20 protein-coding genes are annotated in these 22,659 nt (G+C 67.8%); 11 read left to right on the top strand and 9 right to left on the bottom strand.

The annotated features are described in order from the left end of the window. Positions 1 to 258: an RnfH family protein gene (locus B9Y82_RS06555; protein WP_087922270.1), complete on the top strand. Its 258-nt coding sequence runs from the start codon at positions 1 to 3 to the stop codon at positions 256 to 258. 34 nt (positions 259 to 292) lie between these two features. Here B9Y82_RS06555 and B9Y82_RS06560 read toward each other — a convergent pair whose 3' ends face one another. Then, entirely contained in the window at positions 293 to 685 is a 393-nt protein-coding gene (locus B9Y82_RS06560) for an outer membrane protein assembly factor BamE (protein WP_005409234.1), read from the bottom strand. 103 nt (positions 686 to 788) lie between these two features. On the opposite strand from B9Y82_RS06560, the gene fur reads away from it, so the two are divergent. Then, complete coding sequence (fur, locus tag B9Y82_RS06565) at positions 789 to 1,196, top strand: ferric iron uptake transcriptional regulator (RefSeq protein ID WP_005409235.1); 408 nt, start codon at positions 789 to 791, stop codon at positions 1,194 to 1,196. 64 nt (positions 1,197 to 1,260) lie between these two features. Here fur and B9Y82_RS06570 read toward each other — a convergent pair whose 3' ends face one another. Further along, positions 1,261 to 2,526 (bottom strand): SGNH/GDSL hydrolase family protein, encoded by a 1,266-nt coding sequence (locus tag B9Y82_RS06570; protein ID WP_100471997.1) that lies wholly within the window; start codon positions 2,524 to 2,526, stop codon positions 1,261 to 1,263. A gap of 97 nt (positions 2,527 to 2,623) precedes the next feature. On the opposite strand from B9Y82_RS06570, the gene B9Y82_RS06575 reads away from it, so the two are divergent. After that, the gene (locus tag B9Y82_RS06575) at positions 2,624 to 3,541 is read left to right on the top strand and encodes a LysR family transcriptional regulator (RefSeq protein ID WP_100471998.1); all 918 of its coding nucleotides are present in this window, start codon (positions 2,624 to 2,626) and stop codon (positions 3,539 to 3,541) included. A gap of 84 nt (positions 3,542 to 3,625) precedes the next feature. Here B9Y82_RS06575 and recN read toward each other — a convergent pair whose 3' ends face one another. Further along, entirely contained in the window at positions 3,626 to 5,287 is a 1,662-nt protein-coding gene (gene recN / locus B9Y82_RS06580) for a DNA repair protein RecN (protein WP_100471999.1), read from the bottom strand. 115 nt (positions 5,288 to 5,402) lie between these two features. On the opposite strand from recN, the gene hrcA reads away from it, so the two are divergent. The 4 genes from hrcA to dnaJ all read left to right on the top strand — a co-directional run bounded on the left by hrcA (position 5,403) and on the right by dnaJ (position 10,407). After that, entirely contained in the window at positions 5,403 to 6,467 is a 1,065-nt protein-coding gene (gene hrcA, locus B9Y82_RS06585; protein WP_008266321.1) for a heat-inducible transcriptional repressor HrcA, read from the top strand. Positions 6,468 to 6,530: 63 nt separating this feature from the next. Beyond that, positions 6,531 to 7,046 carry a nucleotide exchange factor GrpE gene (gene grpE, locus B9Y82_RS06590; protein ID WP_100472000.1) on the top strand — a complete coding sequence of 172 codons (516 nt, stop codon included), beginning with the start codon at positions 6,531 to 6,533 and terminating at the stop codon, positions 7,044 to 7,046. Positions 7,047 to 7,202: 156 nt separating this feature from the next. Beyond that, positions 7,203 to 9,125, top strand: a complete 1,923-nt coding sequence (dnaK, locus tag B9Y82_RS06595) for a molecular chaperone DnaK (protein WP_059034049.1) — start codon at positions 7,203 to 7,205, stop codon at positions 9,123 to 9,125. Between the two features lie 154 nt (positions 9,126 to 9,279). Further along, positions 9,280 to 10,407: a molecular chaperone DnaJ gene (gene dnaJ, locus B9Y82_RS06600; RefSeq protein WP_049434941.1), complete on the top strand. Its 1,128-nt coding sequence runs from the start codon at positions 9,280 to 9,282 to the stop codon at positions 10,405 to 10,407. Between the two features lie 100 nt (positions 10,408 to 10,507). Here dnaJ and B9Y82_RS06605 read toward each other — a convergent pair whose 3' ends face one another. Further along, positions 10,508 to 11,305, bottom strand: a complete 798-nt coding sequence (locus B9Y82_RS06605) for an AraC family transcriptional regulator (RefSeq protein ID WP_100472001.1) — start codon at positions 11,303 to 11,305, stop codon at positions 10,508 to 10,510. A 72-nt stretch (positions 11,306 to 11,377) separates the two neighbouring features. Here B9Y82_RS06605 and B9Y82_RS06610 point away from each other — a divergent pair, with 72 nt between their 5' ends. The 3 genes from B9Y82_RS06610 to B9Y82_RS06620 all read left to right on the top strand — a co-directional run bounded on the left by B9Y82_RS06610 (position 11,378) and on the right by B9Y82_RS06620 (position 15,139). After that, a complete protein-coding gene (locus tag B9Y82_RS06610) occupies positions 11,378 to 12,577 on the top strand; it encodes an MFS transporter (RefSeq protein WP_100472002.1) in 1,200 nt (399 codons plus the stop codon). A gap of 532 nt (positions 12,578 to 13,109) precedes the next feature. Beyond that, on the top strand, positions 13,110 to 14,018 hold the full coding sequence (pdxY, locus tag B9Y82_RS06615; RefSeq protein WP_100472003.1) for a pyridoxal kinase: 909 nt from the start codon (positions 13,110 to 13,112) through the stop codon (positions 14,016 to 14,018). Then, positions 14,015 to 15,139 carry a prephenate dehydrogenase gene (locus tag B9Y82_RS06620; RefSeq protein ID WP_100472004.1) on the top strand — a complete coding sequence of 375 codons (1,125 nt, stop codon included), beginning with the start codon at positions 14,015 to 14,017 and terminating at the stop codon, positions 15,137 to 15,139. Before pdxY ends, B9Y82_RS06620 begins: the two co-directional genes overlap by 4 nt. Before the next feature lie 217 nt (positions 15,140 to 15,356). Here B9Y82_RS06620 and B9Y82_RS06625 read toward each other — a convergent pair whose 3' ends face one another. From B9Y82_RS06625 to B9Y82_RS06645, 5 genes are all read right to left on the bottom strand, one after another. Further along, complete coding sequence (locus tag B9Y82_RS06625; RefSeq protein WP_005409247.1) at positions 15,357 to 15,551, bottom strand: hypothetical protein; 195 nt, start codon at positions 15,549 to 15,551, stop codon at positions 15,357 to 15,359. Between the two features lie 70 nt (positions 15,552 to 15,621). Next, positions 15,622 to 17,394, bottom strand: coding sequence for an ABC transporter transmembrane domain-containing protein (locus B9Y82_RS06630; RefSeq protein WP_100472005.1), 1,773 nt, complete (start codon positions 17,392 to 17,394; stop codon positions 15,622 to 15,624). Beyond that, entirely contained in the window at positions 17,387 to 17,983 is a 597-nt protein-coding gene (locus tag B9Y82_RS06635) for an IMPACT family protein (protein WP_100472006.1), read from the bottom strand. Before B9Y82_RS06635 ends, B9Y82_RS06630 begins: the two co-directional genes overlap by 8 nt. 40 nt (positions 17,984 to 18,023) lie before the next feature. Further along, complete coding sequence (locus B9Y82_RS20750; protein ID WP_100472007.1) at positions 18,024 to 19,049, bottom strand: hypothetical protein; 1,026 nt, start codon at positions 19,047 to 19,049, stop codon at positions 18,024 to 18,026. Further along, positions 19,046 to 19,564: an RNA polymerase sigma factor gene (locus B9Y82_RS06645; RefSeq protein WP_238381653.1), complete on the bottom strand. Its 519-nt coding sequence runs from the start codon at positions 19,562 to 19,564 to the stop codon at positions 19,046 to 19,048. Before B9Y82_RS06645 ends, B9Y82_RS20750 begins: the two co-directional genes overlap by 4 nt. Before the next feature lie 247 nt (positions 19,565 to 19,811). Here B9Y82_RS06645 and B9Y82_RS06650 point away from each other — a divergent pair, with 247 nt between their 5' ends. Continuing rightward, positions 19,812 to 22,652: a bifunctional diguanylate cyclase/phosphodiesterase gene (locus tag B9Y82_RS06650; protein WP_100472009.1), complete on the top strand. Its 2,841-nt coding sequence runs from the start codon at positions 19,812 to 19,814 to the stop codon at positions 22,650 to 22,652. The last annotated feature ends 7 nt before the right edge of the window (positions 22,653 to 22,659 follow it).

Consider the following 22,659-nt stretch of genomic DNA (forward strand, 5'->3'; position numbering starts at 1 on the left):
ATGATCGAGGTCGAGGTGGTGCTGGCCTGGCCGCAGCGCGTGTTGGCGCGCCGCTTGCAGCTGGAAGAGGGGGCGACCGTGGCCGACGCCATCGCCGCTGCTGCATTGGAAGGCAGTGCTGACTGTCCGGCTGCAGCCGTGCATGGCGTGCTGGCACGTCCACAGCAGGTGCTGCTGGAGGGTGACCGCATCGAGCTGCTGCGCCCGTTGCTGGCCGACCCCAAGGACAACCGCCGGCGCCGCGCGCTCGGCGGTTGATCCCGGCAACCCGTCCTTGCGGACGGGCAGGGGTTCAGCGGCCCTTCTTCTTCTTGTCCTTCGGCAGGTTGCGGCCGAACTGGCGCACCGTCTGCTGGGCCAGGGCCTTGTCGTTGCCCGGGAAGTAGTCACCTTCCCAACGGGTCACGGTGTCGTTCTCGAAGAACACCACGAAGTTCTTCACTTCGGTACGGCCGAGGCGGTTCACGCGCTGGCTGGAGGTGTAGTCCCAGCGTTGGGCATGGAACGGGTCGGGAATGGACGGGGTGCCCAGCAGCGCGGTGACCTGCTGCTTGCTCTGCCCGACCTGCAGCTTGGCCACGGCATCTTCCCGGATCAGGTTGCCCTGATAGATGGGTTGCTTGTAGATGATGCCGCACCCGGTGGTGGACAGGGCGACGGCGGCGACCAACAGGAGATTGCGCATCGGGACTGGCGGTTGGGGAAATCAAACCGATGATACACTCCCGGCGTGCCACCGCGACCCAATCCGAGGCAGCTGGCGCTAAATCGCCAATGAACGGAGACCTATGGAAACCCACGACCTGCGTAAAGTCGGCCTGAAGGTGACCCATCCGCGGATGCGGATCCTGGCGCTGCTCGAGCAGCGCAATGCCCAGCACCACATGACCGCCGAAGACATCTACCGCCAGCTGCTGGAGCATGGCGACGAGATCGGCCTGGCCACGGTGTACCGGGTGCTGACCCAGTTCGAGGCCGCCGGCCTCGTGCTCAAGCACAATTTCGAAGGTGGCCAGGCCGTCTACGAGCTGGACCGTGGTGGCCATCACGATCACATGGTCGACGTCGACAGCGGCAAGATCATCGAGTTCGAAAGCCACGAGATCGAGGAGCTGCAGCGCAAGATCGCAGCCGACCACGGTTACGAGCTGGAAGAGCACTCGCTGGTGCTGTACGTGCGCAAGAAGCGCAAGTAAGCCGTTCCGGCCAGCTGGATGCGACCAAACCCCGGGCTTGCCCGGGGTTTTTCGTTGGGTGGGGTCAGATCCCTTTCCCAGGGGAAAGGGATCTGACCCCAGGGGTTTCGGATGCGCCCATCACCCCCTCCAGATCCACCGCCTCGGCCATGGCCCGGTTACCCGCATTGCCCGGATGCAGGTGGTCGCCGGAGTCGTAGGCGACGGCCATCCGTGACGGATCGGCCGGGTCGCGCAGCGCCGCATCCAGGTCGATCACCGCGTCGAACGGGCTGTCGCTGCGCAGCCAGGCATTGAGCTGTTGGCGCAGGGCCTCCTTGTCCGGCTGGTAGTAGTCGTCCAGCGGCGTGCCGGGCAGGGCGCCGGCGAACGGCGTCAGGGTGGCGCCGAGGATGCGTAGACCCCGCCGATGGGCCTGTTCGGCCAGGGCGCGATAGCCGGCCTGCAGTTCGGCCAGGCTGGGCCGGGGCTGCGCGCGGGCAAAGGCGGTGCCGGGCCAGCTGATGTCGTTGATGCCGATCAGCACGATCACACTGGCCACGCCGGGCTGATCCAGTGCGTCGCGCTGCAGGCGGGCCAGAACCGACTCGCCCATGCCGTCGCGCAGCAGCCGGCCGCCGGAGATGCCGGCGTTGACCACCGCGACGCCCCGCGGTGCCAGGCGTGCGGCCAGGTGGTCGGTCCAGCGCTGGTCCTGGTCGAGGCTGGCGGTGGCGCCGTCGGTGATCGAATCGCCGATCACGACCACACTGCGCGCGCTGGCGGCGGCCTCGACCTCGATCCCGGTCAGGAACAGGCGTGCGGTCGTGGAACTGGCACCCTGCAGGTCGCGCGCGCGGGTCTGGTTGCCGCTGGCGATCCAGCTGGTCTGGCGCCCCTCCCAATGGAAGGTCTGCAATGGCATAGGCCCCGGCACAAAGACATTGACCTGCAACGCTTGGCGGTCTTCCGTGGCCACCGCCAGTGGATCGCTCAACCGTTCCTGACCGGGGCTGATCAGCACCCCGGGCTGGCCGTCGAAGCTGAGCGGCTGCGGGGAGGCGCCCGCGTGTGCGGCCACGCTGGCCGCCCCGATCCGCAGCGGCTGGGTGCCGTAGGCATTGCTCAGCCGCACCCGCAGCCGGGGCCCGCCCAGGCTGATGCGCGCGGTCTGGCGGAAGGTCTGGTCCTGCAGCGTGGCCGGAACCAGGGTCGGGAACAGGAAATCGGCGCCCCAGACCGGTTGCGGGCTGGCCTGCCAGCTGGCAACCCAGTGCGGGGCCGGAGCGGCACTGGCGGCGCTGGACAGGGCGATCAAGGCGGTCGCGGTGAGCAGGCTGAAGCGGTTCATCGGGCAATCCCGGGAGGAGGGAGTGCCATGGTGATTGCCCATCCATCTGTGAACTAGACTGCGCATGGATAATAACCTGTGAACTGGATTCACCAACATGGCGCGACCCGACATCAACCGATCCGGCGAACTGGAAGTGTTCGTGCGGGTGATCGAGACCGGTGGTTTTTCCGCTGCGGCCCGCACCCTGGACATGACGCCTTCGGCGGTAAGCAAGCTTGTGGCCCGGCTGGAGCATCGGCTGGGTACGCGCCTGCTGCAACGCTCCACCCGCCAGCTGCAGCTGACCCCGGAAGGCTGCGCGTTCTACGAACGTGGCCTGCGCGTTCTCGCCGACCTGGAGGAGGCCGAGCGTTGTGCCAGTGCCCATGCCGAGCCGCGCGGACGGCTGCGGGTCAACTCCAACGTGCCGTTCGGCCAGCATTTCCTGTTGCCGCTGCTCCCGGCGTTCCTGGAGCGCAACCCGCAGGTAGGCGTGGACCTGACCCTCAACGACGAGGTGATCGACCTGCTTGAGCAGCGCACCGACGTGGCGGTGCGGGCCGGCCCGCTGAAGAGCTCCAGCCTGGTGGCGCGGCGGCTCGGTGCGACGCGGATGATGATCGTGGCTGCGCCCGCCTACGCGCTGCGGCACGGGTTGCCACGCACTGCCGAGGAGCTGCAGTCGCACAACCGGCTGGACATCGGGCATGCGCGCGCGATGCAGGGCTGGCCGCTGTTGCAGGACGGTCGCGAACGCATGCTGCTGCCCAGTGGCAATGCGCGCGCCAGCAACGGCGACGCGCTGCGCCAGCTGGTGCTGGGTGGGCTGGGCATGGCGCGGCTGGCAGCATTCCAGGTGCAACAGGATATTGCCGCCGGGCGCTTGCTGCCGGTGCTGGAGGACGCCAACCCCGGTGACCTTGAAGAGGTGCACGCGGTGTTCCTGGGGCAGGGCGGCTACCTGCCGCTGCGGGTGCGTGCCTTCCTTGATTTCCTGGTGGAAACGGTGGACCTGGCGCGGCCACTGGGGTAAAGCAGGTAATGCCGGCCAGCGGCCGGCACTACCGCGCGGGTGCGTTGTAGATCCACGCCATGCGTGGATGAACGCGTGCGGGCGTCAGACCTGCAGCAGCTTGCGGGCGGCGGCGCGCGCTTCCTTGCTCACTTCCACGCCGCCGAGCATGCGCGCCAGCTCTTCCTCACGCGCCTTGCTGTCCAGCTTTTCCACTGCGCTCTGGGTCATGCCTTCCACCGGGGCCTTGCTGACCCGGTAGTGGGCATGGCCCTTGGAGGCGACCTGCGGCAGGTGGGTCACGCACAGCACCTGGCGCTTCTCGCCAAGGGCGCGCAGCTTCTGGCCGACGATGTCCGCCACCGCGCCACCGATGCCGGAGTCGACTTCGTCGAACACCATGGTCGGCACTGCATCCAGATCCAGCGCGGCTACTTCGATGGCCAGCGAGATGCGCGACAGTTCGCCACCCGAGGCCACCTTGCGCAGGGCACGCGGCGGCTGTCCGGCGTTGGCCGCCACCAGGAATTCCACGCGCTCGGCACCCTGCGGGTCGGGCTTGCCGGCGTCCTGCGGCTCCAGCTCGATCAGGAACTGGCCGCCGCCCATGCCCAGCTCGGCGATGATCCCGGTGGTGGTGGCCGACAGCTCGGCTGCGGCCTTGCGGCGGCTCTCACTGAGCACCTCGGCCTGCAGGCGCCAGGCCGCCGCGGCCTTCTCGATCTCGCCAGCCAGGCGCTGCAGTCGCTCGTCGGCGCCGCGCAGCTGCTCCACCTCGGCGTGCATGCGCTCGCGCTGCGCGCCCAGCTCGTCCATCGGCACGCGGTGCTTGCGGGCCAGATCATGCAGGCGGCCGAGGCGACGCTCGTTCTCCTCGAACTGTTCCGGATCGGCGTCGAGGTCGTCATGCACGCGGTCCAGCAGCGACAGGGCTTCGTGCAGCTGGATCGAGGCGTTCTCGATCAGGCCATCCACCTCGCCCAGGCGCGGGTCGTGTTCGATCAGGCGCGACAGTTCGTGGCGCACCTGCTGCAGCAGGTCCAGCGCGGAACTGCCGTCGTCGCCGTTGAGCTGGTTGCTGGCCGCCTGGCAGGCGCTCAGCAGGGCGCTGGCGTGGGCCTGGCGCCGGTGGCTGGCACCGAGTGCGACGATCGACTCCGGTTCCAGGTCCTCGCGGTCCAGTTCGCGCAGCTGGTGCTCCAGGAAGCCGATCCGGTCACTGACGTCGCCCTGCTGCGACAGCGCCAGCGATTCATCGACCAGCGCCTGCCAGGCCGCGGCGGCGCGGCGTACCTGGCGGCGCTCGTTCTCGTTGCCGGCATAGGCATCCAACAGGGCCAGCTGCGACGGGCGCGTCAGCAGGGCCTGCTGTTCGTGCTGGCCGTGGATCTCCACCAGCAACGCGGCCAGGTCGCCCAGCTGGGCCAGGGTCACCGGGCGGCCATTGATCCACGCCCGTGAACCGCCGTCGGCACGGATCACGCGGCGCAGCTGGCATTGTTCCTCGTCGTCCAGTTCGTTGTCGGCCAGCCACTGGCGCGCGGCCTGCAGCTGGTCCAGCGCGAACTCGGCCGAAAGCTCGGCGCGCGCGGCGCCGTGGCGGACCACGCCGCTGTCGGCGCGCAGGCCGGACAGGAAGCCCAGCGCGTCGACCATCAGCGACTTGCCGGCGCCGGTCTCGCCTGAAACCACGGTCATGCCTGGCCCGAACTCCAGTTCGGTGGCGCGGACGACGGCAAAATCCTTGATCGAAAGATGTCTGAGCATGGGTAAGGGGGTATCAGCAGCCGCGCAACGCTAGCACGCGGGCGAGGGAGGTCCAATGACTTGCCAAGGTGATGCGCCGCCATTATCTAGTGTCCGTGTCTCACAGGTTGATTCCATGCACGGTTCTCCCGACCAGCTTGCCCCGCGTGCGCGCCATCTGCTGCGCACGTTGATTGCGCGTTACATCCAGGACGGTGAGCCGGTCGGCTCGCAGACGCTGGCGCGCGTGGCCGGCCTGGAGGTCAGCCCGGCCACCATCCGCAACATCCTCGGCGACCTGGAAGACCTGGGGCTGCTGGCCTCGCCGCATACCTCGGCCGGGCGCATCCCGACCGCGCATGGTTACCGGGTGTTCGTCGACAGCCTGCTGCAGATGCAGCCGCCGGGCGAAGGCGAGCTGGCCCGGTTGCGCCAGGAACTCGCCGGCGGCGGCAGCACCCAGGCCCTGCTCGGCAGCGCCTCGGAGCTGCTGTCGGCGATGAGCCACTTCGTCGGCGTGGTCAGCGCGCCGCGACGCGAGCAGTTCGCCTTCCGCCAGATCGATTTCGTGGCGCTGGACGGGCGCCGGGTGCTGGCCATCCTGGTGTTTGCCGACAACGAGGTGCAGAACCGGGTCATCGAGACCCGGCAGGAATTCGCGCCGGGCCAGCTGGAACAGGTCGCCAACTACCTCAATGCCCATTTCGCCGGCCTGCCGATGGCCGAGATCCGCACCCGCCTGCTGCTGGAGCTGCGCGATGCCCGTTCCGAGTTGGAGCAGCTGCTGGCGCACAGCATCGAGCTGGCCGAGCAGGCCCTGCAGCCGGCCGCCGACGACATGCTGGTGGCCGGCCAGACCCGGCTGATGGGGGTGCAGGACCTGTCCGACCTGGAGCGCCTGCGCGAGCTGTTCGAGCTGTTCTCCAGCAAGCGCGAGATCCTTCAGCTGCTGGAGCGGACCATCCAGGCGCCGGGCGTGCGCATCTTCATCGGCGAAGAGACCGGGATGATGCCGCTGCAGGGCGTCTCGCTGGTCACCGCCCCGTACACCGCCAATGGCCAGGTACTGGGCGTGCTGGGCGTGATCGGCCCCAAGCGGATGGCCTACGACCGCATGATCCCGCTGGTCCAGGCCACCGCCGATGTGCTTGGCGCGGCCTTTTCGCCGGCCGGGCGCACTCCCGGAACATCCGACGCTTGAAACGCAGCATCCCGCCCACACTAGGGTGGGTGGAGGCGGGCTGTGACCGCCAGGGACCCAGACATGAACCACGAAAACCCCGATATCGAATCCCAGCAGAGCGCGGCCGATGCAGCGGCTGCGGCCGGCGTCAGTGACGAAGTGGAGCGCCTGCGCGCCGAAATCGAGCAGATCAAGGCCGATGCGCTGCGTGAGCGCGCCGACCTCGAGAACCAGCGCAAGCGCGTTGCTCGTGACATCGAACAGGCCCGCAAGTTCGCCAACGAGAAGCTGCTGGGCGAGCTGCTGCCGGTATTCGACAGCCTGGACGCGGGCCTGAAGGCGGCTGGCGATGACCCGCATCCGCTGCGCGAGGGCCTGGAGCTGACCTACAAGCAGCTGCTGAAGGTCGCTGCCGACAACGGCCTGGTCCTGCTGGACCCGATCGGCCAGCCGTTCAACCCGGAACACCACCAGGCGATCAGCCAGGTGCCGACCCCGGGCGCCGCCCCGGGCAGCGTGGTGACCGTGTTCCAGAAGGGCTACCTGCTCAACGAGCGCCTGCTGCGGCCGGCGCTGGTGGTGGTGGCCGCCGATTGATCGGCCGTGCCGGGCCATGCCCGGCAAGGTTTTCCAGGCGCTGAACACAGCGTTCGGGAGATGGCTTGAATGTTCCGCGAGCCTCCCCCACATCGTATTCATCCACCGGCCGAACGGCCGGACTGACCCCAACAAGCATCCTCAGGAGTCTCCCCCATGGGCAAGATCATTGGTATCGACCTCGGCACCACCAACTCGTGCGTGGCGATCATGGACGGCGGCAAGGCCCGCGTCATCGAGAATTCGGAAGGCGATCGCACCACCCCGTCGATCGTCGCCTACACCAAGGACGGCGAAGTCCTGGTCGGCGCCTCGGCCAAGCGCCAGGCCGTCACCAACCCGAAGAACACCTTCTACGCGGTGAAGCGCCTGATCGGCCGCAAGTTCACCGACGCCGAAGTGCAGAAGGACATCGCCCACGTCCCGTACAGCATCCTCGCCCATGACAATGGCGACGCCTGGGTGGCCACCAGCGACGGCAAGAAGATGGCCCCGCAGGAAATCTCGGCCAAGGTGCTGGAGAAGATGAAGAAGACCGCCGAGGACTTCCTCGGTGAGAAGGTCACCGAAGCGGTCATCACCGTGCCGGCCTACTTCAACGACAGCCAGCGCCAGGCGACCAAGGACGCCGGCCGCATCGCCGGCCTGGACGTCAAGCGCATCATCAACGAGCCGACCGCGGCTGCGCTGGCCTATGGCCTGGACAAGGGCGACAACAAGGATCGCAAGATCGTGGTGTACGACCTGGGCGGCGGCACCTTCGACGTCTCGGTGATCGAGATCGCCAACGTCGACGGCGAGAAGCAGTTCGAAGTGCTGGCCACCAACGGCGACACCTTCCTGGGCGGCGAAGACTTCGACAACCGCGTCATCGAGTACCTGGTTGAAGAATTCAACAAGGACCAGGGCATCGACCTGCGCAAGGATCCGCTGGCCCTGCAGCGCCTGAAGGACGCCGCCGAGCGCGCCAAGATCGAGCTGTCCAGCGCCCAGCAGACCGAAGTGAACCTGCCGTACGTCACCGCTGACGCGTCGGGTCCGAAGCACCTGAACATCAAGCTGACCCGCGCCAAGCTGGAAGCGCTGGTGGACGACCTGATCAAGAAGTCGATCGAGCCGTGCCGCGTCGCCCTGAACGATGCCGGCCTGCGTTCGAGCGACATCAGCGAAGTGATCCTGGTCGGTGGCCAGACCCGCATGCCGAAGGTGCAGCAGGCGGTGACCGAGTTCTTCGGCAAGGAACCGCGCAAGGACGTCAACCCGGACGAGGCCGTGGCACTGGGTGCTGCGATCCAGGGCGGCGTGCTCGGCGGCGACGTCAAGGACGTGCTGCTGCTGGACGTGACCCCGCTGTCGCTGGGCATCGAGACCATGGGCGGCGTGTTCACCAAGATCATCGAGAAGAACACCACCATCCCGACCAAGGCCTCGCAGGTGTTCTCCACCGCCGAGGACAACCAGTCGGCCGTGACCGTGCACGTGCTGCAGGGTGAGCGCGAACAGGCCCGCTTCAACAAGTCGCTGGCCAAGTTCGACCTGTCCGGCATCGAGCCGGCCCCGCGTGGCCTGCCGCAGGTGGAAGTGTCCTTCGACATCGACGCCAACGGCATCCTGCACGTGTCGGCCAAGGACAAGAAGACCAACAAGGAACAGAAGGTCGAGATCAAGGCCGGTTCGGGCCTGTCCGAGGAAGAGATCGCGCGCATGGTCGCCGACGCGGAAGCCAACCGCGAAGAAGACAAGAAGTTCCAGGAGCTGGTGCAGGCCCGCAACCAGGCCGACGCCCTGATCCACGGCACCCGCAGCGCCATTACCGAACACGGTAGCAAGGTCGGCGGCGATGTCATCGGCAAGGTCGAGGCGGCTCTGGCCGACCTGGAAACCGCGATGAAGGGTGACGACAAGGCGCAGATCGAAGCCAAGTCGAAGGTGCTGGAGGAAGCCGGCCAGTCGCTGTTCGCCGCTGCTTCGGCCGACCAGGGCGGTGCCCCGGGTGCCGACGCCGGCAACGCCGGCAAGGCGCAGGATGACGTGGTCGACGCCGAGTTCACCGAAGTCAAGGACGACAAGAAGTCCTGATCCGGACCGACACGGGACGCTGGCCATCAGCGTCCCGTTGTCGCATCAGGGTCCTGACCGCCCACCGGCGTGTCGGGGCGCCCGACGCAAGAGCGGACCTGGTTCCGCTCTTCCGCTTTGACGAATCCCGACTTTCCGGAACCAGATTCACGATATGAGCAAGCGCGATTACTACGAAGTGCTGGGCGTTGCCCGCACCGCTACCGACGACGAGCTGAAGAAGGCCTACCGTCGCTGCGCGATGAAGTTCCACCCGGACCGCAACCCGGGTGATGCGGCGGCCGAAGCCTCCTTCAAGGAGTGCAAGGAAGCCTACGAAGTGCTGTCCGACGGCAACAAGCGCCGCATGTATGACAGCCACGGCCACGCTGCGTTCGAGCACGGCATGGGCGGTGGCGGCGGTCCGGGCGGCCCGGACATGAACGATATTTTCGGCGATATCTTCGGCAACATCTTTGGCGGTGGCGGCGGTGGTCCGCGCCAGGCCCGTCGCGGCGCCGACATCGGCTACGTGATGGAACTGGACCTGGAAGAAGCGGTGCGCGGCGTCGAACGCCGCATCGAGATCCCGACCCTGGCCGAATGTGGCGACTGCGATGGCAGCGGCTCGGAAGACGGCAAGGTCGAGACCTGCAATGTGTGCCATGGCCGCGGCCAGGTGCGCATCCAGCGCGGCATCTTCGCCATGCAGCAGGCCTGCCACAACTGCGGCGGCCGTGGCCAGATCATCGCCAAGCCCTGCAAGACCTGCCACGGCAACGGCCGTGTCGAGGAAGACAAGGTGCTGTCGGTGAAGGTGCCGGCGGGCGTCGATACCGGCGACCGCATCCGCCTGCAGGGCGAAGGCGAAGCCGGTCCGGCCGGTACGCCGCCGGGTGACCTGTACGTGGAAGTGCGCGTGCGCGAGCATGCGATCTTCCAGCGCGATGGCGACGACCTGCACTGCGAAGTGCCGATCCGCATCTCGCAGGCGGCACTGGGCGACACCGTGCGCGTGGCCACCCTCGGCGGCGAAGCGGAAATCCGCATCCCGGCCGAGACCCAGACCGGCAAGCTGTTCCGCCTGCGTGGCAAGGGCGTACGTTCGGTGCGCAGCCGCAGCGAGGGCGACCTGTACTGCCGCGTGGTGGTGGAGACCCCGGTCAACCTCACCAACGAACAGCGCAAGCTGCTGGAACAGTTCGAAGCCACCTTCGTCGGTGAGGAAGCGCGCAAGCACTCGCCGAAGTCGGCCACCTTCATGGATGGCGTGAAGGGCTTCTGGGACCGGATGACGTCCTGAGTTTTTCGACGGAAGCGGTGAACGAGAGCGCCGGGCCATGCCCGGCGTTGTCGTTTGTGGTGCAGTAGCTCCACGCCATGCGTGGATGCCGTTCAAAGGATCATCGGAAAAACGCCGCCGGCGTCTGCCCCAGCTGCCGCTTGAACATGCTGGTGAACGCGCTTGGGCTGTCGTAACCCATCGCCAGCGCCACATCGATGACCTTGTCGCCGACCGCCAGGCGTTCCAGTGCGGCCAGCAGCCGCGCCTGCTGCCGCCACTGCCCGAAGGTCATGCCCAGTTCGCTGGCGAAATGGCGCTGGATGGTCTTCACGTCCACCTGCAGCGCCTGCGCCCAGTCCTGCAGCGTGGCGTCGTCGCCGGGATGCTTCTGGATGTGCTGGCAGATCCGCTGCAGGCGCGGGTCGGTGGGCGAGGGCAGGTGCAGCGGCAGCACGTCCATGCGGTGCAGCTCGTCCAGCAGCAGGCGTACCACGCGGCCATCGCGGCTGTCATCCACATGCGCGGTCTCGATCAGGCTGGCAGCCAGCAGCAGTTCGCGCAGCAGTGGCGCCACCTGCACCGCGAACGCCTCGTGCGGCAGTTGCGGTGCGAAGTCGGGTTCCACGTACAGGCTGCGCATGTGCACTTCGGCGATGCAGTCCACCGCATGCGCCATGCCGGCCGGCACCCAGATCGCGCGGGTCGAGGGTACGACCCAACGGCCGCCATCCGCACGCACCACCATCAGTCCCGACATGGCGAACACCAGTTGGTGACGGCGGTGCCGGTGGGGCGCGATGTGGGTGCCGGGTGGGTAATGCCGGGCGCGGCAGGTCACCGGGCGGTGCACCGGAACCTCGCTCCACGGCGCGGTCTCGCGGACCGGGCAGGGGGTGTCCTTTTTGCGATAGGCCATGACCCGAACGCGGCAGAAGGGAGGGGGAGGTCACCGTAGCATGCGTGGCTCGCCCCCAACCTGACTGTGTCCATGTCGACCCTGGCTTCTCCCGCAACGGCCTCGCGTCCGGTAGCCCCCGGCGTGCTGGCCGCCATCTCCACCTCGCATGTCGTCAACGACATGATGCAGTCGCTGATCCTGGCGATCTATCCGGTGATCAAGGGCGGCTTCAACCTCAGCTTCACCCAGATCGGCCTGATCACGCTGACCTACCAGCTCACCGCCTCGATCTTCCAGCCGTTGATCGGCATGGCCACCGACCGCCGCCCGGCGCCGTATTCGCTGCCCATCGGCATGGCCTCGACCCTGTGCGGCATGCTGCTGCTCGGCTTCGCACCGAACTACGCGGTGGTGCTGATGGCTGCGGCGATGGTCGGCATTGGTTCGGCCATCTTCCACCCGGAAGCCTCGCGCATCGCGCGGCTGGCATCGGGCGGTCGCCATGGCTTCGCGCAATCGGTGTTCCAGGTTGGCGGCAACTTCGGTACCGCGCTGGGCCCGCTGATCGCCGCGGCGGTGATCGTGCCGTATGGTCAGCACGCCGCCTCGTGGTTTGCCGGCGCCGCGCTGATCGGCATCGGCCTGCTGACCTATGTCGGCCGCTGGTACGCGTTGCATCTGGGCACGCCACGACCGGTCAGCACGGCTGCGATGGCGCCGCGGCATCCGCCGCGCACCGTGGCCAAGGTGCTGGCGATCCTGCTGGTGCTGATCTTCAGCAAGTACTTCTACATGGCCAGCATCGGCAGCTACTTCACCTTCTACCTGATCCACCATTTCGGCATTCCGGTGGCACAGGCCCAGCTGCATCTGTTCGCGTTCCTGGTGGCGTCCGCAGCCGGTGGCTTCCTCGGCGGCCCGCTGGGTGACCGCATCGGCCGCAAGCCGATCATCTGGACCTCGATCCTCGGCGTGGCGCCGTTCGCGCTGATGCTGCCGCACGCCGATCTATTGTGGACCACGGTGCTGGCGGTGCTGATCGGCTTTGTACTGTCCTCGGCGTTCTCGGCGATCGTGGTGTATGCGCAGGAGATGATGCCGCACCGCATCGGCATGGTGTCCGGCCTGTTCTTCGGCTTTGCATTCGGCATGGGCGGACTGGGTGCGGCCGTGCTGGGCCTGCTGGCGGACAAGACCAGCATTGAATACGTCTACCAGTTGACCGCGTTCCTGCCGCTGCTCGGGATCGTCGCGGCGTGGCTGCCACCGTCGCGGCCTGCTGCTCACTGAGGGAGGGTGGGTTTGCAGGGCTTGCAGCCCTGCACCTGCTGAATCAACGTCAACGTCAAATGCGTGCATTCCGTGGGTTGGCGGGGTGGGTCCGGTTGCGGGGGACGCTGCAAGTACGTCCATGTAAGCTTGGCCGCGGCATCCATGCCGCGGACACCCCCGCAACCGGACCCACCCCGCCTTCGACAGTGTCCTGCGATCTGTCGGACATGCTCTTGGGGTCAGATCCGTTTTCCGAAGGAAAACGGATCTGACCCCATTTTTGTGTATCGATACCTGACAGATTTCATCCACGCATGGCGTGGATCTACTGGCCGCCGGCCAACTGTCGAAGGCGGGGCACTGTGGGTTTGCGGGGTGTGAGCCGCATGGATGCGGCGACCAAGGCTACATGGACGTACTTGCGCCGTCCCCGCGAACTCACAGTGCCCCGCCATCCCACGGAATGCCGCTCTGGCATTTGAGGTTGACGTTGCCTCTGCAGTGCAGGGCGCAGCCCTGCCGAAAACCCCCTTGGGCGTAGAATGCGGGCATGAGCGAATCCCTCGATAACCACCTGGTCCATGGCCGCCGCCAGCGGCCCGACGGCCCGTCGCCGGTCGATGTCATCTCCGTCCAGTCGCAACTTGTCTACGGCCACGCCGGCAACAGTGCTGCCGTACCGCCGCTGCATGCGCTCGGCGTGCGCGTGGCGGAGATCCCGACCGTGCTGCTGAGCAATGCGCCGTTCTACGAAACTACGCGCGGCCGCGTACTGCCCGCCGACTGGTTCGCCGACCTGCTGCTCGGCGCGTGCGAACGCGGCCTGCCGCAGCGGGCCAAGATGCTCGTCTCCGGCTACTTCGGCAGCACCGCCAATGGTGCCGCCTTCGCCGACTGGCTGGACGGGATCCTGCCGGCCTGCCCGCAGCTGCGTTACTGCCTGGACCCGGTGATCGGTGACACCCATACCGGCCCCTACGTGGAACCGGGCCTGGAAGCGATCTTCGCCGAGCGCCTGCTGCCGCATGCCTGGCTGGTGACACCGAACGCCTTCGAACTGAATCGCCTGACCGGCATGCCGGCACTGGCCGAGGCCGATGCCATCGCGGCGGCGCGCACGCTGCTGGACCGTGGCCCGCACTGGGTGATCGCGCACAGCGTGGGCGGCAACCCCGGTGAGCTGGTGACCCTGGCGGTCGGGCGCGAGGAAACCTGGCGCTGGGCCTCACCGCTGCTGCCGGTGGACGTGGCAGGCACAGGTGACGTGCTGATGTCGCTGGTGGTGTCGTTCCTGCTGCGTGGTGAGTCGATGCAGCAGGCGATTTCGCGTGCCATCGCAGGCACCCATGCGGCGCTGGAGGCGACCCTGGACAACGGCTTCGAGGAGTTCGACGTGATCGCTGCCGCGCCGGCGGCGCTGGCCGAAGGAACGCGCTTCCGCGCTGAACGCGTGGCATGAGCAGCCTGGATCCACGCATGCCGCGCACGGTCGGCATCATCGGCAGCGCCGGTGCCTATGGGCGCTGGCTGACCCGCTTCTTCCAGCATCACCTGCAGCTGCAGGTGATGGGCCACGACCCGGCCGACCCGGACTCGCACACGCCGGAGCAATTGCTGGCGCACGCCGATGTACTGGTGTTCTCGGCACCGATCCGGCATACGCCGGCTCTGATTGCAGAGTACGTGCGGCAATCGGCGGGCCGTGAGCAGGGCAGGCTATGGCTGGATGTGACCTCGGTAAAGGAGGCACCGGTGCAGGCGATGCTGGCCTCGCAGGCCGAAGTGGTCGGCCTGCACCCGATGACCGCGCCACCCAAGGCGCCGACCCTGAAGGGCCGGGTGATGGTGGTCTGCGAAGCGCGCCTGCAGCACTGGCAGCCGTGGGTCGATACGCTGTGCACGGCGTTGCAGGCCGAGTGCGTGCGCGCCACGCCGCAGCACCACGACCAGATGATGGCGCTGGTGCAGGCGATGGTGCATGCCACCCACCTGGCGCAGGCCGGCGTGCTGCGCCAGTACCAGCCGCAGCTGGGCGATCTGGCCGCGATGATGCCGTACCGTTCGGCGTCGTTCGAGCTGGATACGGCGATCATTTCGCGCATCCTGTCGCTGAATCCGGCGATCTACGAAGACATCCAGTTCGGCAACCCGTACGTGGCGCCGATGCTGGAGCGGCTGGTGGGGCAGCTGCAGGCCTTGCAGGTGCAGGTCGGGCAGGGCGACGACCGCGCACGGGCTGCATTCCGTGAGCAGCTGCTGTCAGCCAATCGCAGTGCGTTCGGCGAGCAGGCGCTGGCTGACGGCAACTACACGTTTGAACGCGTGGGCTATCTGCTGGCCGACCTCACCGAGCGCAACGCGCTGTCGGTGCACCTGCCGGAAGACCGGCCTGGCTCACTGCGCCAGCTGCTGAACGTATTCGAGCAGCATGGCATCAGCCTGGCCTCGATCCATTCCTCGCGTACGCCCGGTGGCGAAGTGCATTTCCGCATCGGATTCGTGGCCGGCAACGATCCGGCAGCGATCAGTCGGGCGGCAGCCGACGTGGACGCCAGTGGCATCGGGCGGGTGCTGGGCTGAATTCATCCACAGGTGGTGTGGATGGTTTCTGAGCAAAGGTGTGGATAACCCCGCTCAGGCCTTGCCAACCAAGGCTGTCAAGATGCTTGGCGAAAAATTGACCACGGCTTTTCTGCAGAGGCGGGCCAGACTCGACTGCTTTTCGCAGCCACGCCCGTCAGATGCAGACAGGGCCAGGGCCCACCAAGGTGGGCACCTGCCAAGCGTGGGAGCAGGCCTAGATCGTCAGCCTCAGCTCGCCGCCACTGGTAGTGAACTCGCGGCCATCGCGCACCAGCGGACGCCCGTCATCGAGCTCGTAGCGCGGCGTGGCCTCGGAGTGATGCCCGCTGCCATTCGCCTCGGGCTTGAACTCGATGATGATGTGGCTTTCGCCGTTGCTGTCGACGGCGGGGAACTGACGGAACGACATCGTGCACCTCCTTCAGCGGATGCTGCTGTTGCCCAGCCAGCTTGGCCGGGCCGATGTTAGCCGGCCGTCATCAATCGATGAACTGCAGGCGTGCCAGTTCAGCGTACAGTCCGCCTTCGGCCAGCAGCTGCGCATGGGTGCCTTCGGCGACGATGCGGCCCTGGTCCATCACCACGATGCGGTCGGCCTTGAGTACCGTGGCCAGGCGGTGGGCGATGACCAGCGTGGTACGCCCGGCCATCAGTCGCTCCAGCGCCTGCTGCACGCTGTACTCGCTCTGCGCGTCCAGCGCGCTGGTGGCTTCGTCCAGCAGCAGGATCGGCGCATCCTTCAGCAGTGCACGGGCAATCGCCACACGCTGCTGCTGCCCACCGGACAGGCGGGCACCGCGCTCACCCAGCTCACTGTCATAGCCCTGCGGCAACGCGCGCAGGAAGCCGTCAGCCTCCGCGGCACGCGCGGCGTCCTCGACTTCGGTGTCGCTGGCCTGCAGGCGGCCATAGCGGATGTTGTCGCGCGCGCTGGCCGCGAACAGCGTCGGCTGCTGCGGAACCAGCGCGAGCTGCGCGCGCAGCTCGGCCGGATCGACCTGGCGCACGTCGATGCCATCCACGCAGATGCGGCCGCTGGCCGGATCGTGGAAGCGCAGCAGCATCGACAGCACCGTGCTCTTGCCCGCGCCCGACGGACCGACCAGCGCTACGGTCTCACCCGGACGGACGTGCAGGTTGAAGTGGTCCAGCGCAGCCTGGTCCGGTCGCTGCGGGTAGTGGAACACCACGTCGTCGAACTGGATCTCGCCCCGCAGCGACTGCGGCAGCGCGTGCGGCTGCGCCGGCGAGCGGATCTCGATGTCTTCCTGCAACAGTTCGCCGATGCGGCCCATGCCGCCGGCGGCACGCTGCAGCTCGTTCCAGACCTCTGCCAGCGCGCCGACCGAGCCGCCACCGATCAGTGCATACAGCACGAACTGGCCCAGCGTACCGGCGCTGAGTCGACCGTCGATGACGTCATGCGCGCCCAACCACAACACACCGACGATGGCGCCGAACACCAGCAGGATGGCGCTGGCAGTGACCAGCGATTGCGCACCGATGCGGCGGCGCGCGGCACCGATGGCATCACCGAGCGCCTTGTCGAAGCGTCCGCGCTCATAGGGCTCGCGTGCATGCGCCTGCACCGTGCGCACGGCGCCCAGCGTTTCGCTGGCCAGGCTGTTGGCATCGGCGATGCGGTCCTGGCTGCTGCGAGCAACCGTGCGCAGCTTGCGCGCGCCGATGATGATCGGCAGCACCGCAAGCGGAATGCCGAGCAACGACCACGCGGCCAGCCGCGGGCTGGTGACGAACAGCATGGCCAGGCTGCCGATGACGGTGACCGTGCTGCGCAGCGCAACGGACATGGTCGAGCCGACCACGCTGCGCAGCAGTTCGGTGTCCGCGGTCAGGCGCGAGACCAGTTCTCCGCTGCGGCTGCGGTCGTGGAATCCGGCGCCCAGCTGGATCAGATGGGCATACAGCTGGCTGCGGAGGTCGGCCACGACCTTTTCGCCGAGCAGCGACACGAAGTAGAAGCGCGCAGCCGTGCCCAACGCCATCACGACCGCCACCAGCATCAGCAGGGCGAAGGCGCGGTTGATCTGGCCGCCGCTGCTGAAACCATGATCGATCATCTGCTTCACCGCCGGTGGCAGGCTCAGCGTGGCGGCCGAAGACACCGCCAGCGCCAGCAGCCAGGCGGTGAACAGGCCGCCATGGCGGCGCACGAACGGCCACAACGTCCGCAGGCTGCCGAGGCGGCGCAGCGGTGGGGTCGAGGCGGGGGCGTCGTCCTTGTCAGTCATCCTGGTCGTCGTCTTGTATGCGGATACGGTCACGGGTGGCGTCGCGCAGGCGGATTTTCAATGCATCGACCTGGTCGGCCGGCAATTCGACCCGCAGGCACACGCCGTTGGCATCGAACCGTTCATCGAGCTTCCCGGCGCCGAAGGCGGGCAGGGTGGCATGCAGGGTGCCCAGATCCTCGAAGCCGGCCAACAGCTGCAGCCGGGCCATCGCCACCAGCGGCAGTCGCGGCGCAGTGCGCAGGCATTCGGCGGCTGCGCCACCGTAGGCGCGCACCAGCCCGCCGGCGCCCAGCTTGATGCCGCCGAACCAGCGCGTTACCACCACCATGACCCGGTCGAAGCCCTGGCCGTCGATCGCCGCCAGGATCGGACGCCCAGCCGTGCCGGCCGGCTCGCCATCGTCGCTGGAACGGTAATCCTGCCCGTGGCGGTAGGCCCAGCAGTTGTGGGTCGCGTCGGCTACGGCCACCTGCTGCAGGAACGCCAGTGCCGCCGTGGCACCATCGATCGGCGCAGCATGGGCAATGAAGCGGCTGTGTTTGACTTCCAGCGTGTGGCTGACCGGCTGGGCGAGGGTATCGGGCATTCCCGCCATTCTACGGGGTTGCCGGAGGTCACTGTCCGCTTCAGTCGTCCAGCAGCGGGCGCAGGTCGCGCGGCAGGCGCGCTTCCGGATACTGCTGCACATAGCGCTCCAGGCTTGCGCGGGCCAAGTCGCGCTGGCCATCGTCGCGGCGCGTGCGGATCTTCTGCAGCCACTGCCGCCGCGGCAGCTGTGCATCGGTGTCCACTTCGGCCTGCACGGTATCCGCACTGAGCCCTGCGTCGGCGCCGCGGCGCATGACGCCGGGCGCGGAGCGGCTCGGGGCCTGGCGTTTCATCGAGGTGATCTCTATCCGATCCATTGCCTGTGCCCGTTCGGCCTCGGCAGCGTTGGCCACTGGCGGCTCGGCAGTGCGTGCTTTCAATGCCCCTGCCGGGGCTGGCGCCAATGCCGGTGCAGGTGCCGAGTAGGCAGCCGGTGCAGGAGGTGCAGGAGGTGCGGGCGGTGCGGGCGGTGCGGGCGGTGCCGCTGCCGGTGCGGGAGGCAGTGCGGCAAAGGAGGTGTCGGCGGCCACTTCTGCAACCCTCGATCGTGCTGCTGATGGTGCCGTCGGTGGCGGCGCAGCAGCGGACTCGGCCGGCGCAGGCCTGGGCGTGCGCGCGACGGACGGTGCCGGGGGGGGAGCGACCGGGGCTGCCTCGGGTGCTGCAGGTGCGGCGGCCGTTTCCGCAGCCGCAACCGCACTGTCGGCTGCGCTGCTCCCAGCGGCCGGATCGGCAGCCGCGACGTCCGCCGTAGCCGGCGCTGCAGCAACAGCGGACTTGCCCGCCGGAACCGGCGGCGGTTCCGGGCGCAGCTGCCAGGCGATGCCGATGGCGAACACCATCGAGGCGGCGATGCCGAACACCGCCGGCCACCGTGGGCGCGTACGCTGCGTGCGTGGCGCGTCCGGCGAAGCAACAGCCTCGGCAGCCGGTGCGTCCACCGCAGCGCGCGCCGCGGCCAGGATGGTGGCGTCCAGCGCGGCCGGTGGGGCCTGTTCGACGCGGCGGCCGAGCAGGCGCGCCAGCTCGCGTTCTTCCGGCGTCAGCGGATCGTCTCGGTTCATGCGTTCAATCCCGCACGCAGCTTGTCCATCGCATAGCGCAGCCGCGATTTCACGGTTTCCCGGCCTACGCCGGTGATCTGGCCGATCTCCTCCAGGCTCAGTTCCTGATCCAGCCGCAACTGCAGCACTTCGCGCTGCTCGGGCGGCAGTTGCTCCATCGCCAGCTGGATGCGGCGACGTTGTTCGAAATCGGAAAGCTCGGCTTCCGGGGTCTGACCGTCCTCGATCGCGGCCAGGCGCAGATCGGCGTCGGCCGGTGCGGAAGGGCGATGGCGGGCGGCGCGCCAATGGTCGTTCAGCCGGTTGTGGGCGATGCGGAACAGCCAGGTGCTGAATGCAGCGTCAGGCTGCCAGCCGGCGCGGGCGCTGATCACCCGCTGCCAGACATCCTGGAAGATCTCCTCGGCCAGCGCGTTGTCGCGCACCTGCCGCAGCAGGAAACCGAACAGGCGCTTGCGATGGCGTGCATACAGGCTTTCGAACGCGCGCAGGTCGCCACCGGCCCAGGCCAGCATCAAGGCTTCATCGGTTGGCAGTGCGCTGGCTTCCACGGCGTACAGGGTAAGGCCTGCAGGCGGTGGCGCATAGCCGGTGACGGGGGCGGGCAGGGCGAGGTTCATGGCGTGGAAGCGGCTATGGACAGCAGGAAAAACGTACGGGCGCACGATTCGGGGTTGATGGGCTTCCATTGCCCCCCGGGTGGCGCGCTATGCTCGGCGGCTCAGGGGAGGCGACGCGCAGACGGCGCCAAGAGATTGTCATTTGTCCAGGCACGTTGAACCGGCAGAAGAGCCACCACACGAGGCCGTGCTGAGCACGGCGCTGGTGCGCGCATTGCATGCGCTGCTGCCGGATTCGGCCGTGGTCCGCGTTGGCTGGAACGATCCGCAGCTGGGATGCGGCCAGGGCGGCTGGCCGGCGGTCGTCGCGGCTGGCGCATCCACGGCGCCGGGCGTCGGCGACGGTTGCCATGGCTGGGAATATGACGGTGCCCGTCTGCAGCTATCGGTGGAAGGTGCGGTGCCTTCCGCGGCGTGGTGGGGGCTGGCCCGGCAGGCCATGGAACTGGCATTGCAGCGCGGCCGCCAGGCCGGGCAGATCAAGGCGCTGGAAGAGGCTGAACGGCTGCAGCAGGCGCTGTTCCAGATCGCCGATCTGGCCGGCGCCGATCTGGAGATGTCGGAGATGCTGCGCCACGTGCACGGCGTGCTTGGCACGCTGATGTACGCGGAAAACTGTTACATCGTCGAATACGACGACGTCCGCGACCAGATCCGTTTCCTGTACTTCGCCGACCAGGTCGACGACTTCGTCGCCGATCCGTCCCAGAGCCATGACGCCGGCGAGATGCCGCGCAGCCTGACCGTGGCGTTGCTGCGCCACGGCAAGCCGCTCAGCGGCCCCTCGCGCGAGCTGCTGGCGCGTGTGGTCGAGCAGGAGCACGACCCGCAGCGTGGCCCGGAGAGCCTGGACTGGCTGGGCGTGCCGATGCTGCGCGATGGCCGCGTCTGCGGCGCCATCGTGGTGCAGAGCTATGAGCTGGCGGCCCGCTATGGCGAGGCCGAGCGGGCGCTGCTGGGCTTTGTAGCGCAACATGTGCAGACCGCGATGGACCGGCGCCAGGCGCAGGTGCGGCTGGAACAACAGGTGGAGCGGCGCACGCTGGAGCTGCAGCGCGCCAACCGCAGCCTGCAGGATGAAGTGGCCGAGCGCCGCCGTGCCGAGCAGCTGCAGACCGCGCTGTACAACATCGCCGAAATGGCGATGTCGGCCGACAGCCTGGCCCAGTTCTATGGGCAGGTGCATGGCGTGGTCGGGCGCCTGCTTGATGCGCGCAATTTCTATATCGCGCTGGTGAACGGGACGGGCAACGGCCTGGACTTCGTCTATTCGGTGGACGAGCACAACGCCAGCCGCGCGCCACGCCCGTTCAGCCGCGGCCTGACCGAGTATGTCGTGCGCAACCGGCGGCCGCTGCTGGCGTCGCGGGAGCAGATCGACGCACTGCTGGCCAGCGGCGAGGTGCGCGAATCGGGCGCGCGCTCACATTGCTGGCTGGGCGTGCCGCTGCTGCGCGATGATGAGGCGGTCGGCGCGATCGTGGTGCAGAGCTACAGCCCGAACAGCACGTTCAGTGTGCACGATCAGCGCCTGCTGACCTTCGTTGCACAGAACATCGGAACCGGGCTGGCGCGCCAGCGCGACCAGCAGCAGCTGCGTTCGGCGCATGCCGAGCTGGAAAAGCGCGTGGAGGAACGTACCCGCGAGCTGGCCGAGGTCAACGAAAAGCTGCTCGGGCAGATTGGCGAGCGTCTGCGTGCCGAGCAGCGCCTGACCCATCAGGCCATGCACGATGCGCTGACCGGCCTGCCCAACCGCCTGCACCTGCTCGATCGCCTGCAGGATGCGCTGGCGCTGGCCAGGCGTGAGGGTGGGCCGGTGTTCGCCGTGCTGTTCCTCGACCTGGACCGCTTCAAGCTGGTCAACGACAGCATTGGCCACGCCGCCGGCGATCGCATGCTGGTGGAGGTAGCCAAACGCATCGTATCGATGGCCGGCCCCGAGGATGTAGTGGCGCGACTGGGGGGCGATGAATTCGCGGTGCTGCTGCAATGTCCGCAGGGGTTGGCACAGGCCCTGGATTTCGGCCAGCGGCTGTTGCTGGCACTGCAGGAATCGATGTGGATCGCCGGGCGCGAGCTGTTCCCGTCCGGCAGCCTCGGTATCGCCTTGTGGAACCCCCGCTACCGTACCGGTGAAGAGCTGCTGCGCGACGCCGATGCAGCGATGTACCGGGCCAAGGCGCAGGGCCACGACCGCTGTGCGATCTTCGATGAGGACATGCGCGAGCAGGCCATGCGCAGCCTTGATCTGGAAGCTGACCTGCGCCGTGCGATCAACAACCGCGACTTCGTCCCGTTCTACCAGCCGATCGTGCGTCTGTCCGATGGCGAGGTGGTGGGGCACGAGGCATTGCTGCGCTGGCAGCACGAGCGCCGTGGCCTGCTGCTGCCCGGGGCGTTCCTGGAGCTTGGCGAGGAAAGCGGCCTGATCGAACAGGTCGACTGGCTGATCTACGAACAGGTCATCGCGGGACTGGCCGAAGGCGGCCACAGCTATGTTTCGGTGAACGTATCGCCGCGCCATTTCCGCTCGGCCGAGTTCAGTGGCCGCCTGTTCGGTCTGCTCGATGCATGCGGCGCAGATCCGCGCCGGCTTCGCCTGGAGATTACCGAGGTGGCGCTGCTGGACGACAGTCCGCACACGCTGCGCATCCTGCAGGGCCTGCGCGAGCGCGGCATCCAGGTGCAGCTGGACGATTTCGGTACCGGCTTCTCGGCGCTGTCCTACCTGCACCGCTTCCCGATCAGCACGCTGAAGATCGACCAGAGCTTCATCGCAGGGCTGCATGGGCCGGAGGTGCAGAGCACGCGGGCCCTGGTCGAAGGCGTGCTGTCGCTGGCGCGCACGCTGGGCATCGAGACCATCGGCGAGGGCATCGAGACCGAGGCGCAGCGGCAGACCCTGCGAGAACTGGGCTGCGATTACGGCCAGGGCTACCTGTTGGGGCGGCCCGCCCCGTGGTCGCACGCGGCGGGCTAGCCACCGC

The sequence above is a fragment of the Stenotrophomonas maltophilia genome, assembly GCF_002799155.1.
In the GTDB taxonomy this organism is placed as follows: domain Bacteria; phylum Pseudomonadota; class Gammaproteobacteria; order Xanthomonadales; family Xanthomonadaceae; genus Stenotrophomonas; species Stenotrophomonas maltophilia_R.